Below are 14,187 nucleotides of genomic sequence, written 5' to 3' on the forward strand. Positions count from 1 at the left end.
AGGAGCGGACCATGGGCCGTGCCACCAGGATGAGCCGTGTCGCTCTCGAAGGGACGACCTCCCGGAGCCGGGGCGCCGCCCATGGGAGCCTCCGCGGCCTTCTGGCCGCCGCCGCGCTCGGCGCGGCCGGCGCCGGAGCCGGACTGGCCGTCCAGCGCCGTGCGATGCGCCGCCTGCAACTGCGCCCCGACCCCTTCGCCGGTGAGCCGTTCGGGTCGCTGCGCGGCCGTCCCGTCCCCGTCCGCGCCGACGACGGCACCCGCCTGTACGCCGAGATCGACGGCGACGACCGCACCGACCTCGCCGTCGTGTTCTGCCACGGCTGGACGCTCACCCAGGACTCGTGGCATTTCCAGCGCAAGGCCCTGCGCGGCCTCGGCCGCCTCGTCTTCTGGGACCACCGCGGCCACGGCCGCTCCGACGGCGGCGCCCGCGAGGGCTACGCGATCCCCCGGCTGGCCTCCGACCTCGCCGCCGTGATCGACGCGACCGTCCCCGCGGACACGCCCGTCGTCCTCGTCGGCCACTCCATGGGCGGCATGACCATCCTGCGCTACGCCGACGAGAACCCCGGCCTGGCCGGACGCAAGATCGTCGCCACCGGGCTGCTGTGCACGTCGTCCGGCGGCCTCGGCGAGGTCACGCTCGGCATGCCGGCGCTGCTGGCGCGCACCGGCCACCGCCTCGTCCCCCGCGCCCTCGGCGCGCTCGGCGCGGGCTCCGGCGCCATCGAGAAGGTGCGCCACCTCAGCCGGGACTCCGCCACCCTCATCGAGGACCGGGTCGCGTTCGGCCCCGACGCCAGCCCGGCGGCCGTCGCGTTCGCCGAGCAGATGATGGCCGAGACCCGGATGGACGCCTTCGCCGACTACCTCCGCTCGATGATCACCCTCGACCTGATCAGCGACTGCTCGTCGCTCACCGGCGCCGACAACCTGGTCATCGGCGCGGAGAACGACATGCTCACCCCCGTCGAGCACAGCCTCAAGATCGCCGGTTGTGTCCCCGGCTCCCGGCTGGAGGTCGTCCCGTCCGCCGGCCACATGGCGATGATGGAGCGTCCCAGCAGCGTCTCCGACCACCTCGGCGACCTGATCGAACGCGCCCGCAAGTCGCTCGCCTCCTGACCGCGGCTGTCACACGTGACCTCTACGCTTTCGGCGCATGGCGAAGGCTAAGACTGCGAAGGCGACCTACCGCTGCTCCGAGTGCGGCTGGCAGACGTCCAAATGGGTGGGGCGCTGCGGCGAGTGCCAGACGTGGGGGACGGTCACCGAGGCGGCGTCCGCGACGCCGGCGCGGGTCGTGGCGGCCGGGCCGGTCAGCGCGCCGGCGCGTCCGATCGGGCAGGTGGACGTGCGGTCCGCGCAGACGAGGCCCACCGGCCTGGACGAGCTCGACCGGGTCCTCGGCGGCGGCATCGTACCCGGGGCCGTGCTGCTGCTGGCGGGCGAGCCGGGCATCGGCAAGTCGACGCTGCTGCTGGAGGTCGCCGCACTGGCGTCGACGCAGTCGGGCGTTCCCACACCGCGCGAGCCGGCCGAGTCGGATCAGGCGCAGTCGGATCAGGCGCAGTCGAATCAGGCGCAGTCGGGTCGGGCCGCCAAGCCGGACAACGGGAACGTGCTCTACGTCACGGGCGAGGAGTCGGCGGAGCAGGTGCGGCTGCGCGCCGACCGCGTCGGGGCGATCACCGACAAGCTCTACTTGGCGGCGGAGTCGGAACTGTCCGCCATTCTCGGCCACATCGACACGGTGAAGCCGGGGCTGCTGGTGGTCGACTCCATCCAGACGATCGGCACGTCCGAGGCGGACGGGGCCCCCGGCGGCGTCACCCAGATCCGGGAGGTCGCCGCCAACCTCATCCGCGTCGCCAAGGAACGCGGCATCACCGTCGTGCTCGTCGGCCACGTCACCAAGGAGGGCGCGATCGCCGGGCCGCGTCTCCTGGAACACCTCGTCGACGTCGTCCTGTACTTCGAAGGCGACCGGCACTCGCGGCTCCGCATGATCCGCGCCGTGAAGAACCGCTACGGTCCGACCGACGAACTCGGCTGCTTCGACCTGTCCGAGGTCGGCATCGTCGGCCTGCCCGACCCGAGCGGGCTGTTCCTCACCCGGCGGGACGAGGCCGTCCCCGGCACCTGCGTGACCGTCACCCTGGAAGGCCGCCGCCCCCTGGTCGCCGAGGTGCAGTCGCTCGTCGCGAAATCGCACCTGCCGGCGCCGCGGCGCGCCACGTCCGGGTTGGACACCTCCCGCGTCGCGATGGTCCTCGCCGTCCTCGCCCAGCGCTGCAAGATCTCCATGCACGAGCAGGACGTCTACGTCTCCACGGTCGGCGGCGTGCGGCTCACCGAGACGTCCGTCGACCTGGCCCTCGCGCTCGCCGTCGCGGGCGCCTCCGTCGAGCAGGCGCTGTCGACCAGCCTGATCGCGCTCGGCGAGGTCGGGCTCGCGGGCGAGGTCCGCGTCGTGCCCGGCGTCCAGCGGCGGCTCGCCGAGGCCGCCCGGCTGGGGTTCAAGCACGCCGTCGTCCCCCGCGGCTCCCTCGAACTCGCCGACGGATCCCCGCTGAAACGCGCAGACCCGCAGCTCAGCAGCTATGAGGGCATGAAGGTCATGGAGGTCGACAGCCTGAAACAGGCCCTCCAAGTCTCCTTTACGGCGCCGTAACACGAGTCACGCCAGAGTATTACTCCACGGGACCCGCGCTTGCGACCTGGGGAGGAACCAGCGCGCGGCCCTCCTCGGTAAACTGACGCCGTCCAGCGACCTCCGGGGGTCAGGTGCCATCACACGACAAGGGTCATGACGAACGACGCCGCGCCACATTGGCCGCGGTGGCCCCGGGCACCCAGATCCGCGACGGACTCGAGCGGATCCTACGGGGCCACACCGGCGGCCTGATCGTGCTCGGCTACGACAAGACGGTCGAGGAAGTGTGCTCGGGCGGCTTCGAACTCGACGTCGAGTTCTCCGCCACCCGGCTGCGCGAGCTCGCCAAGATGGACGGCGCGATCGTCCTCGACGGCAGCCACAGCCGGATCGTCCGCGCCGCCGTCCACCTCGTGCCGGACTCGACCATCCCCACCGAGGAGTCGGGCACCCGCCACCGCACCGCGGAGCGCGTCGCCCGCCAGACCGTCTACCCGGTCATCTCGGTCAGCCAGTCGATGCACATCATCGCGCTGTACCTCGACGGCATCCGCTACGTCCTCGAAGACTCCGCGGCCATCCTCTCCAAGGCCAACCAGGCCCTCGCCACCCTTGAGCGGTACAAGCTGCGCCTGGACGAGGTGTCCGGGACGCTCTCCGCGCTGGAGATCGAGGACCTCGTCACCGTCCGGGACGTCAGCGCCGTCGTCCAGCGGCTGGAGATGGTGCGCCGCATCGCCGACGAGATCGAGGGCTACGTCGTCGAGCTCGGGACGGACGGCCGGCTGCTGTCCCTGCAGCTCGACGAACTCGTCTCCGGCGTCGACGTCGACCGGGAGCTGATCGTCCGGGACTACCCGTCCGACGACACCCGCGCCCGCGGCGTCGCCGCCATACTGTCCGCCCTGGACACGCTGTCGGCCAACGAGCTGCTCGACCTGTCCACCGTCGCCGAGGTGATGGGCTTCTCCGGCCCGGACGCCCTCGACCTGCCCGTCAGCCCCAAGGGCTTCCGGCTCCTCGCCAAGGTCCCCCGGCTGCCGAGCATGGTCATCGAACGCCTCGTCGAGCACTTCGGCAACCTGCAGAAGCTCCTGGCCGCCAGCATCGACGACCTCCAGGCCGTCGGCGGCGTCGGCGAATCCCGGGCCCGCAGCGTCCGCGAGGGCCTCTCCCGCCTGGCCGAATCCTCGATTCTGGAACGTTACGTATAGCCCGGATCGTCCGGCGGCCATGCGATCACCGTGGTGACGGCGGGCGCGTCGACGTGGGCGGGATCAGCGCAGGTGGAAGATCTGCTTCTTGGCCTTCTGGCCCTTGAGGCCGGCCACGTAGGTGCCGGGGCGGGCGGAGGTTCCGCCGTCGCAGCCGCGCTTGCGGTCCCAGGTGACGGTGTCGACGTAGGGGATGCCGCGCTTGAGGGTCGCCTTGGGCGAGCCGCCGGGGCGGCATTCGGCGGACGACCAGATGCCGTCCGAGCCGGACGTGATGCGGACGTCCAGCGAACCCGTGTCGAACGTGCAGGAGCCCTTCCCCGCGTTCACGACGGTGATCCGGAACTCCGGCCGCTCGGAACCCGCGTAGGCGGTTTCGGAGGCCGACAACGTGAAGACGAGGTTCTCGCTGTCGCAGGGGCCGCCGTCGTCCACCGGTTCCGGCTCCGGGGTGGTCGTCACGGTGACGGTCACCGTCGGCATCACGGTCGGCGGCGGAGGCGGACTCTTGCCCGAGACCGCGACCGCGTTCGCGTTCCGGACCGGTTCGTCCGCGTTGCCGGTGCAGGCCCAGGCCAGCATGCCGACGACGCCGAGCACCCCCGCCAGCGCGACCGCACGGCGCCGCCAGTACCGATCGAGTCCAGAATCGTCCGAGTCACGTTCAGTACTCGCCCCCATGCGGTCAGTATGCATTCAGCGATCCCGAAAGAGGGGACGACCCGCCGCGTGCCACAATGGCGCGCGCCATGAATCCCATCCTCCGGACGCCGCCCATCACGGCCTACACCGCCCCGATCCTCGACTGGTACGAGGCGAACGCCCGTGACCTCCCCTGGCGGGCGCCGGATGCGACTCCCTGGGGCGTCCTGGTCAGCGAGATCATGCTTCAGCAGACCCCGGTCTCCCGCGTCCTGCCCGTCTGGGACGCCTGGATGGCCCGCTGGCCCACGCCTGCCGCGCTGGCCGGCGAACCGTCCGGCGAGGCCGTCCGTGCGTGGGGGCGGCTCGGCTACCCGCGCCGCGCGCTGCGCCTGCACGAGAGCGCCCGCGCGATCACCGAACGTCACGGCGGCGAGGTCCCCTCGTCGCACGAGGACCTCCTGGCGCTCCCCGGCATCGGCGCCTACACCGCGGCGGCCGTCGCCAGTTTCGCGTTCGGGCAGCGCCACGCCGTCCTCGACACCAACGTGCGGCGCGTCCTGGCCCGGCTCCTCTCCGGCGAGGAGTATCCGCCGAAGTCGCAAACGAAGGCGGAGGTGAAACGCGCGGAGGACCTCCTCCCGGTCGATCCCCCGACCGCCGCCCGGTGGGCCGTCGCCGTCATGGAACTGGGCGCGCTCGTCTGCACCGCCCGCACACCCCGCTGCGCCGACTGCCCGGTGTCCGGCAAGTGCGCGTGGCGGCTGGCCGGCCGTCCCGCCTATGACGGGCCGCCGCGCCGAGGCCAGACGTACGCGGGAACCGACCGCCAGTGCCGGGGCCGCATCCTCGCCGTCCTCCGGGACGCCGAGGGCCCGGTGACGAAACCGGCCCTCGACGTCGTCTGGCCGGACGCCCTCCAACGCGAACGCGCCCTGGACGCCCTCATCGCCGACGGCCTGATCGACCCCCTGGACGACGGTCGCTACGCCCTGCCCACCTGATCAGGCGCGCCGGACACATGACGTGAACACGGCGTGTCACCATATGATCGGTGTGACGACGTAGGAGGATGTCATGGCTAGCGAAGCCGAGTTCATTCCCCCGTGGCTGCGCCCCCCACCCGAAGGCTGGACCGCCGAGCACCTGGATGAGCTCCCCCCCAACGCGCCACGCATGGAAATGATCGACGGAGCGCTCATCATGATGTCCCCCCAGACGAGTTTCCATAGCCGAGTGGTCCGGCGACTGGCCAACGCGCTGGAGGAGGCGGCGCCGGACACCGTCGGTGTAGAGACTGAGATGACCGTGAAGCTCGCGAGACGGCAACGGCCAGAACCCGACATCATCGCTTTCCGCCCGCAGATGGCCGACCCAGAACGTAGCCGGACCTACTACCAGCCGGAAGAGGTGGTCCTCGTCATCGAGGTCGTATCCCCGGAATCCGAGGAGCGCGATCGCGAGACCAAACGCATGAAGTATGCCAAGGCGGGGATCCAGCACTTCTGGCTCGTGGAGAACGAGAGCGGGAAGCCCGTGATCCACGTGATGGAACTCGGCACGACCGGTGCCTACGTGGAGACCGCGATCGAGCGTGAGCGGCTCAAGCTGGATGTTCCGTTCCCGATGGACATCGACGTCAAGGCGCTGAGCCGCTGAACCCGGTCGTTCAGCGAACCCGGTCATTCGGCGCGGAGGCGGGTGGGGGCGGCGGCGCGGGCGAGGAGGCGGCCCGACAGGGCCGTGACGGCGGCCGCGGCCGCCACCGCGAGAGCGACCATCAGCAGGGCTCGGCCGGCCATCCAGGCGAGCAGTGGCAGGTCCGGTTCCCCGAAGATGCCCGGCGTCATGCCGATCAGCGCGGCGAGGGCCGCGATCGCGCACACCGGAGTCGCCGCGATGAGCGTCTGGCGCAGGGCCGACCGGCGCAGCGACGCCACCGGTGCCCCGATCGCGGCCAGCGCCGCCATCGAGCGGCCGGCCTCCAGCAGCGTTTCGGCCCGGTGCACCACGAGCGCGGTGACCGCCACGAACAGGGCGAACAGCAGCGCGAGATAGGTCAGGCCGAAGCTGACCAGCCAGAACCGCTCGATGGACGTGTCCTCGGTGGTGGCGTACCGGACCACGTCCCACTCGACGACACCGGTGCCCGTGCCGAAGGCGACGACAAGGCCGACGACCGCCATGGCGCGTCCCCCGGCGCGGGGATCGGCCTCCAGGGCACGCGCCGCCAGAAGCGTCTCGGGTGTACGCGCCCAGCGGCCGGCCAGCCGGGCCGACTCCAGGACCACGCGGCTGGCCCCCGCCAGCACGCCGAGGATGGTGACGACGGCGCCGAGGAAGAACAGCGGCACCCCGACCTTGTCCACGTCCTGGGTGAACCCGCCCGCGACCATCAGCGGCATGCCGGCGGCGAGCGGGAGAACCGTGAACGCGGACGGCCGGGGACGCGACGCACGCCGGGCGACGCTCAGCGGCGAGACGACGACATGGCGGGACACCAGCAGGCTGACCATCACCGCGGCGGCCACCACCAGGGCCGGTACGAGCGGGACCGGCCAGGACGGGATCGCGTACCGCTCGGTATCGCGCACCCCGAGGGCGGCCATCGCCAACCGCTGCCCGGACACGTAGGCGATGCCCCCGACGACCGCCCCCGCGGTGCCGACGCGGAGGGCCTCGGCCACGCCGAGCAGCCGCACCTCCCTCGGTGTGGCACCGGCCAGCCGCAGCGCCGCGAGCCGCCGCTCCTGGGTGGCCTGCGCGACCCGCCCGGCCTGGTACAGCAGCGCCAGCACCGGGACGACGAGCAGCGCCAGCGCCAGCGCGGTGCCCGGCCGCAGGCCCTCCTCGCTGACCAGACCCGCCCACCGGGTCTGGGTCGTGCCCTGTATCAGCAGCAGGTTCACCGCACCGAGCAGGAAGAACGTGGCCAGCGCGGCGCCGGAGACCAGCAGCCGGCGCCGGCGCCGCTCGGCCCGGGACGTTCCGCGGGCCAGCATCGCGGCGACGGCGAACAGGACGCGCGCGGTCATCGGGTCACCGCCGGGACCTCGGCCACGATGCCGTCACGGACCACGACCTCGCGGTCGGCGAAGGCCGCGATCCGGTTGTCGTGGGTCACCAGGACCACGGTGGTGCCGCGCTCCCGGGCCGTCGCGAGCAGCAGGCCGAGCACCGCCTCACCCGCGAGGCTGTCGAGCGCGCCGGTGGGCTCGTCGGCGAAGATCACCTTGGGTCCGTGGGCGAGCGCCCGGGCGAGGGCGACCCGCTGCGCCTGGCCGCCGGACATGTCGCCGGGCCGCAGGGGTGCGCAGTCGTCCACGCCGAGGCGGCCCAGCCAGTCCAGCGCGGCGGCGGACGCGTCCGCGCGGCCGAGCCCGCCGAACATCAGCGAGACGGCCACGTTCTCCGCGGCGGTCAGCTCCGGCACCAGCCCGCCGAACTGGAAGACGATGCCGAACGTCTCGCGCCGCAGGCGGGTCCGGGTGTCCTCGTCGAGCTCGTCGAGGCGGGTCTCGCCGTAGCGGATCTCGCCCTCGTCGGGGACGACGATCCCGGCCAGGCAGTGCAGCAGCGTGCTCTTGCCCGAGCCGCTCGGGCCGGACACCGCCACGATCTCTCCGGCGCCGACCGTCAGGGACGCGCCGCGCAGCGCCCGCGTCCGGCCGAACGTCTTGCTGACATCCCGCGCTTGAAGCAAAGGGCTCATCGGCTGATCTCCTCGGTCAGGTCGGCCAGGCGGTCCACGGCCAACTCCATCCACCGCAGGTCGGCGTCCAGGTGGAACAGGGCGTAGTCGGCGGCCAGAACGGCGGCGGCCGACGCGCCGGGGGCCGTCTTGGCGCGGGTCAGCTCACGCATCCGCTCCAGGTGTGCGGCGCGCTGGCGATCCAGGCCGGCGCGCGCGTCGCCGCCGGCCACCAGCGCCATGATCACCCGGGCGAACAGGATGCCGCCGGCGTAGGGCAGGGGCGGTTCCGTCTCCGCGAGCCACGCCCGCATCTTCTCGCCGCCTTTCGGTGTCAGCTCGTACAGCGTGCGTTCGGGCCCGCCCTCTTGGACGACCTCGGCGACGGCCACGAACCCGTCGCGTTCCAGACGCTGCAGCGTCGAGTAGACCTGCCCGTACGGCAGCGGCTTGGCCCCCGGCAGCCGCTCGTCGTGCTCGCGCTTGAGCTCGTACCCGTGCCTCGGCCGCTCGGCGAGCAGGGCCAGCAGGATCTGCGGAGTCGACATGCGGACGACTATACACTCAATGTATGTACTGAGTGAATAGTTATTGCCGCCGGCCGCCGGAAAATGGGAGGCACCGGGACCGTTCCGATCGGTACCGTGCCGCCGTGCGCGATCTGCTGAGCCTGCCCAAGACCCATCTCCACGTCCACCTGGAGAGCGCCGCCCGGTGGGCCACGCTCCGCGAGATAGGCGCGGCCAATGGCGTTGAGGTACCCGATGACATGGCCGCGTTCGGGAGTTTCGCCGCGTTCTTCGAGCAGAACGACCTCGTCCGCGCCTGCCTGCGCCGTCCCGGCGACTTCCGGAGGGTCGCCTACGAATTCTGCGAGGACGAGGCCGCACAGGGCACCCGGTACGCCGAGGTGTCGTTCACGGCCGCCGCCCACGGCGAGCGGCTGGGCGACCTCGACATGCCGCTGGCGGCCGTCCTGGAGGGCCTGGAGGCCGGGCAGGAGGCGTTCGGGATCGACTGCCGACTGCTCCTCGACCACTCCCGCCGCCGCTCCGTCGAACGCGCCTGGCGGACGCTCGACCTCGCGCGCCGCCATGACGGCGTGGTCGCGATCGGCCTCGCGGGCGACGAGGCCCACCCCGGCGACCCGTTCAACGACGTGTTCGCCGCCGCCCGCGACGCGGGTCTGCACGTCGTCCACCACGCGGGCGAGGGCGAGGGCCCGGCCAGCATCCGGCAGGCGCTCGGCCCCGGCCGCGCCGAACGACTCGGTCACGGCATCCGGATCCTGGACGACCCCGACCTCGTCGCCGAGGTCCGCGAACGCAGGATCCCCCTCGAAGTGTGCCCGTCCTCGAACGTCGCCCTGGGCTTCGCCGCCTCCCTCGACGACCACCCCCTCCCCCACCTCCGCGACGCGGACCTGATCGTGACCCTCAACACCGACATCCCCGCCCTCATCGGCACGCCGCTCGCCACCGAGTACGCCCGCGTCCGCGATGCCTTCGGCTACGACGACACCGTCCTCGCCGACCTGGCCCACTCCGGCGTCGACGCATCCTTCGCCCCCACCGAAACCAGGACCCGCCTCCACCGCGAGATCAACGCCTGGCTGGGCCGGCCTTCCTGACCCCCGGCCATTCACCCCGGCGCCCAACCGCCCCGCGAACGCGTCAACCTCAGAGTTCGGTCAGGGGGCCGGCGCGGATCTCGCGGAGGAAGGGGTCGGAGTCGTCGCGCCATTGGGCCGGTGTGCGGACGACCGGGTGGACGGGGAGGCCGAGCCGGGCGGCGGCCTCCTGCGCGGCGTCATGGGCCACATCGCGGGCGATCTCGCCGATGACCAGGACCTCGACGTCGGCCGGCTGGTCGCCGGGGACGCCGTCGTAGCGGGCCGCCCAGGCACCGAACAGGTACACGTCCGCCCGGAGGCGCCCGAACTGCTCCGCCACCACCGCCGCGGGGCCGAACGTCAGCATCAGCAGCCGGGCGAGCGGGTCGTACATGGGGCTTGCGGTGTTGCGGGTGACCAGGCGGCCGGCCAGGGTGCGGCGCAGGAGAAGAACGTCCGCCCGCGCGAGCCGCTCCACTTCGCGCATCACGGACGCGAGGTCCGTGCGGAGCATCACGGCGAGGTCGAGCATCGACACCTCGCGTTCCGGGCCGAGCAGGAGGCGCGCGAGCAGCCGGCCCTGCAGGTATGAGCGGAAGATCGGGAGAGGCGCGGGTGCGCGGGACCGCACGTCCCGCAGAAATGCGTCGCCGACATGTTCCTCGCCCGCCGGGGCACGCATCGCGCGCCGCTCGAACCGCGCCGCCGAAGCCACCATGTTCGATCGCATGTTCGAATACTACGAGCCGGGTACGACGGTGAGCCAAAAACCGCACCCTGTGGATAACTGGCCAGGGCACCCATGCGGAAGGGCCCGCACCGGAACGAATCCGGTGCGGGCCCTTACGGTGGTCAGTCCTTGTTGAAGTTGACCGCGCCCTCGATGGGCGGCGGGCTGTCGGGGACCGTGTCCGGCTTCGGGACGCCCTTGAAAGTGAACTTGGCGGTCTCCGCCGTGCCCTCCTTGTTCTCAAGGTCGAAGCCCTCGGTGCCCACGATCACGATCTGACCGGGCTTGAGCTCGCTGAACAGGATCTTCTCGGACAGGCTGTCCTCGATCTCCCGCTGGATCGTACGGCGCAGCGGCCGGGCGCCGAGGACGGGGTCGTAGCCCTTCAGCGCCAGCAGGTCCTTGGCCTCCTGCCGCAGCTCGATGCCCATGTCGCGGTCCTTCAGCCGCTCGTCCACCTTGGCGATCATCAGGTCGACGATCTGGATGATCTCCCGCGGGGTGAGCTGGTGGAAGACGACGGTGTCGTCGACGCGGTTGAGGAACTCGGGGCGGAAGTGCTGCTTGAGCTCCTCCGACACCTTGGCCTTCATCCGGTCGTACGAGCCCTGCTCGTCGTTCTGACGGGCGAAGCCCATCGAGACGCCCTTGGAGATGTCCTTGGACCCCAGGTTCGTCGTCATGATGATGACGGTGTTCTTGAAGTCCACGACACGGCCCTGCGCGTCGGTGAGGCGGCCGTCCTCCAGGATCTGCAGCAGCGAGTTGAAGATGTCCTGGTGGGCCTTCTCGATCTCGTCGAACAGGACGACCGAGAACGGCTTGCGGCGGACCTTCTCGGTGAGCTGGCCGCCCTCCTCGTACCCGACGTAGCCGGGCGGGGAGCCGAACAGCCGCGACACGGTGTGCTTCTCCATGAACTCGGACATGTCGAGCTGGATCAGCGCGTCCTCGTCGCCGAACAGGAACTCCGCGAGCGTCTTGGACAGCTCGGTCTTACCGACGCCGGACGGGCCGGCGAAGATGAACGAGCCGCCGGGACGCTTGGGGTCCTTCAGGCCGGCGCGGGTACGCCGGATCGACTGCGAGAGGGCCCTTATGGCGTCCTCCTGGCCGATGACCCGCTTGTGGAGCTCGTCCTCCATGTTGAGGAGGCGGGTACTCTCCTCCTCGGTCAGCTTGAAGACCGGGATGCCGGTGGCGGTGGCGAGGACCTCGGCGATCAGCTCGTCGGTGACCTCGGCGACGACGTCCATGTCGCCGGCCTTCCACTCCTTCTCCCGCTGGGCCTTCTGGCCGAGGAGCTGCTTCTCGGAGTCGCGCAGCGCGGCGGCCTTCTCGAAGTCCTGCGCGTCGATCGCGGACTCCTTGTCGCGACGCACGTCGGCGATCTTCTCGTCGTACTCGCGCAGGTCCGGCGGGGCGGTCATCCGGCGGATGCGCATCCGCGAACCGGCCTCGTCGATCAGGTCGATCGCCTTGTCGGGCAGGAACCGGTCGCTGATGTAGCGGTCGGCGAGCTGCGCCGCGGCGACGAGCGCGCTGTCGGTGATCGACACACGGTGGTGCGCCTCGTAGCGGTCCCGCAGGCCCTTGAGGATCTCGATCGTGTGCGACAGCGACGGCTCGGCGACCTGGATCGGCTGGAAGCGGCGCTCGAGCGCGGCGTCCTTCTCCAGGTGCTTGCGGTACTCGTCCAGCGTCGTGGCGCCGATGGTCTGCAGTTCGCCGCGGGCCAGCATCGGCTTGAGGATGCTGGCGGCGTCGATCGCGCCCTCGGCGGCGCCCGCGCCGACCAGCGTGTGCAGCTCGTCGATGAACAGGATGATGTCGCCGCGGGTGCGGATCTCCTTGAGCACCTTCTTCAGGCGCTCTTCGAAGTCACCGCGGTACCGGGAGCCGGCGACCAGCGCGCCCAGGTCGAGGGTGTAGAGCTGCTTGTCCTTCAGCGTCTCGGGCACCTCGCCCTTGACGATCTTCTGCGCGAGGCCCTCGACGACGGCGGTCTTGCCGACGCCGGGCTCGCCCACGAGGACGGGGTTGTTCTTGGTGCGGCGGGACAGCACCTGCATGACCCGCTCGATCTCCTTGTCCCGGCCGATGACCGGGTCGAGCTTGCCCTCACGTGCGGCCTGCGTCAGGTTGCGGCCGAACTGGTCGAGCACAAGGGAGGTGGACGGAGCCGACTCCGAGGGACCGCCGGAGGCGGCCGGCTCCTTGCCCTGGTAACCGTGCAGCAACTGGATGACCTGCTGGCGCACACGGTTCAGGTCGGCGCCGAGCTTCACAAGGACCTGGGCGGCGACGCCCTCGCCCTCACGGATCAATCCGAGCAGGATGTGCTCGGTGCCGATGTAGTTGTGGCCGAGCTGCAGCGCCTCGCGCAGTGACAGCTCAAGGACCTTCTTGGCGCGCGGAGTGAACGGGATGTGGCCCGACGGCGCCTGCTGGCCCTGGCCGATGATCTCTTCGACCTGCTGGCGCACCGCTTCAAGGCTGATCCCGAGGCTCTCCAGAGCCTTGGCAGCGACACCCTCACCCTCGTGGATCAGACCCAGGAGGATGTGCTCGGTGCCGATGTAGTTGTGGTTGAGCATCCTGGCCTCTTCCTGAGCCAGGACGACAACGCGCCGCGCGCGGTCGGTGAACCTCTCGAACATCTCGTCGCTCCTCACAGAGCGGTTGGGCAGAGTCCGGAACGTCCGGAACTGTCCTTCCGCATGCTAGCCCGCCCCGAGGAGGCCACCCGGTGCACTCCCACCAGGAGACGTTCCCCAGCTATGCGCTGTTCAGTCTCATCCAACTACCGCGTCGGTGCGTCATGTTCCCGCTACGCCCCAAGCGAACGGGGGCCTTTTCGCAGGTCGGTCAAGGCGCGGGCCGAGAGTGCCGAATGGGGGTGGAGTTCCACCCGCGCGGCCTGTGTACCTCCCGGCGTGGACCGCGAACCGCGCGACCTCTACGCCGAAAGCGAACGGCCCGTCTCGCGAACGAGGACGGGCCGCCGACGGGCGAACCGGTCAGGTCGCCGCTTCGTACTGTTCGATCACATGGGCCGGGATCCGGCCGCGCTCATTGACCTTGATGCCATTGTTCTTGGCCCAGGCGCGGATCTCAGCACTGCGCTCGCGGCTGGACGCGCCGCGCTGCCGGCGCCTGCGCGTGGAAGTTCCCGCCTTGCGCGACTTCTCCACGAACGGCTGAAGAGAATCCCGCAGCTTCGCTGCGTTGGCGCCACTCAGGTCGATCTCGTAGGAGGCGCCGTCGATCGAGAACGCTACGGTCTCGTCCGCCTCGCCACCGTCGAGGTCGTCGACGAGAAGCACCTGAACCTTCTGTGCCATGGGGACAGACCCTTTCGGCTTGAGCAAACTGCATTCGGTCGACAAAGATATACCGAGAAGTCCGCCGATGACAATTCCGGCGCGGCCCGTGAATCCGGCGCGGCCCTTGAACCGGTACTGGCGGCGAAGTCGCCTTCCTGCCGTGACCGGGCGTAATCGGCACCGCCTGTTTCCGGCACGCCGCGGCGGCGCGGCGGGGGGGGGGGGGGGGGGGGGGGGGGGGGGGGGGGGGGGGGGGGGGGGGGGGCGGGGGGGGGGGGGGGGGCGGGAGGACGAGCTCGCAAACTAGGAAGAAA

At 71.0% G+C, this 14,187-nt stretch carries 13 protein-coding genes; 6 read left to right on the top strand and 7 right to left on the bottom strand.

Features of this window, described 5'->3' with window-relative positions; translation table 11 throughout:
- The first annotated feature begins 11 nt into the window (after positions 1-11).
- From ACGFIS_RS16775 to disA, 3 genes are all read left to right on the top strand, one after another.
- Entirely contained in the window at positions 12-1,127 is a 1,116-nt protein-coding gene (locus ACGFIS_RS16775; RefSeq protein WP_392905807.1) for an alpha/beta fold hydrolase, read from the top strand.
- Positions 1,128-1,164: 37 nt separating this feature from the next.
- Positions 1,165-2,676: a DNA repair protein RadA gene (locus ACGFIS_RS16780; protein ID WP_392905809.1), complete on the top strand. Its 1,512-nt coding sequence runs from the start codon at positions 1,165-1,167 to the stop codon at positions 2,674-2,676.
- Positions 2,677-2,789: 113 nt separating this feature from the next.
- Positions 2,790-3,872 carry a DNA integrity scanning diadenylate cyclase DisA gene (gene disA, locus ACGFIS_RS16785; RefSeq protein ID WP_392905811.1) on the top strand — a complete coding sequence of 361 codons (1,083 nt, stop codon included), beginning with the start codon at positions 2,790-2,792 and terminating at the stop codon, positions 3,870-3,872.
- Positions 3,873-3,935: 63 nt separating this feature from the next.
- Here the strand turns inward: disA and ACGFIS_RS16790 are convergent, their stop codons facing one another.
- Positions 3,936-4,553 carry a hypothetical protein gene (locus ACGFIS_RS16790; protein ID WP_392905813.1) on the bottom strand — a complete coding sequence of 206 codons (618 nt, stop codon included), beginning with the start codon at positions 4,551-4,553 and terminating at the stop codon, positions 3,936-3,938.
- A gap of 68 nt (positions 4,554-4,621) precedes the next feature.
- Here ACGFIS_RS16790 and ACGFIS_RS16795 point away from each other — a divergent pair, with 68 nt between their 5' ends.
- Both ACGFIS_RS16795 and ACGFIS_RS16800 read left to right on the top strand, forming a co-directional pair.
- Positions 4,622-5,518 (top strand): A/G-specific adenine glycosylase, encoded by an 897-nt coding sequence (locus tag ACGFIS_RS16795; RefSeq protein ID WP_392905815.1) that lies wholly within the window; start codon positions 4,622-4,624, stop codon positions 5,516-5,518.
- A gap of 73 nt (positions 5,519-5,591) precedes the next feature.
- Positions 5,592-6,173 (top strand): Uma2 family endonuclease, encoded by a 582-nt coding sequence (locus ACGFIS_RS16800; protein ID WP_392905818.1) that lies wholly within the window; start codon positions 5,592-5,594, stop codon positions 6,171-6,173.
- A gap of 23 nt (positions 6,174-6,196) precedes the next feature.
- Here ACGFIS_RS16800 and ACGFIS_RS16805 read toward each other — a convergent pair whose 3' ends face one another.
- From ACGFIS_RS16805 to ACGFIS_RS16815, 3 genes are read right to left on the bottom strand one after another with little or no spacing between them, the layout of a single operon-like run.
- A complete protein-coding gene (locus ACGFIS_RS16805; RefSeq protein WP_392905821.1) occupies positions 6,197-7,549 on the bottom strand; it encodes an FtsX-like permease family protein in 1,353 nt (450 codons plus the stop codon).
- Positions 7,546-8,226, bottom strand: a complete 681-nt coding sequence (locus ACGFIS_RS16810; protein ID WP_392905824.1) for an ABC transporter ATP-binding protein — start codon at positions 8,224-8,226, stop codon at positions 7,546-7,548. Before ACGFIS_RS16810 ends, ACGFIS_RS16805 begins: the two co-directional genes overlap by 4 nt.
- Complete coding sequence (locus ACGFIS_RS16815) at positions 8,223-8,753, bottom strand: PadR family transcriptional regulator (RefSeq protein WP_392971506.1); 531 nt, start codon at positions 8,751-8,753, stop codon at positions 8,223-8,225. The genes ACGFIS_RS16810 and ACGFIS_RS16815 overlap by 4 nt, the downstream gene beginning before the upstream one ends.
- Positions 8,754-8,857: 104 nt before the next feature.
- On the opposite strand from ACGFIS_RS16815, the gene add reads away from it, so the two are divergent.
- Complete coding sequence (add, locus tag ACGFIS_RS16820) at positions 8,858-9,835, top strand: adenosine deaminase (RefSeq protein ID WP_392971509.1); 978 nt, start codon at positions 8,858-8,860, stop codon at positions 9,833-9,835.
- Between the two features lie 49 nt (positions 9,836-9,884).
- Here the strand turns inward: add and ACGFIS_RS16825 are convergent, their stop codons facing one another.
- The 3 genes from ACGFIS_RS16825 to ACGFIS_RS16835 form a co-directional block, all read right to left on the bottom strand.
- Positions 9,885-10,547, bottom strand: coding sequence for a hypothetical protein (locus ACGFIS_RS16825; protein ID WP_392905831.1), 663 nt, complete (start codon positions 10,545-10,547; stop codon positions 9,885-9,887).
- A gap of 122 nt (positions 10,548-10,669) precedes the next feature.
- Positions 10,670-13,207: an ATP-dependent Clp protease ATP-binding subunit gene (locus tag ACGFIS_RS16830; protein WP_392905833.1), complete on the bottom strand. Its 2,538-nt coding sequence runs from the start codon at positions 13,205-13,207 to the stop codon at positions 10,670-10,672.
- 360 nt (positions 13,208-13,567) lie between these two features.
- Positions 13,568-13,891 (bottom strand): Lsr2 family protein, encoded by a 324-nt coding sequence (locus ACGFIS_RS16835; RefSeq protein ID WP_392905836.1) that lies wholly within the window; start codon positions 13,889-13,891, stop codon positions 13,568-13,570.
- Positions 13,892-14,187 lie beyond the last annotated feature (296 nt).

It is taken from the genome of Spirillospora sp. NPDC048824, from assembly GCF_043198455.1.
Taxonomy (GTDB): Bacteria; Actinomycetota; Actinomycetes; order Streptosporangiales; family Streptosporangiaceae; genus Spirillospora.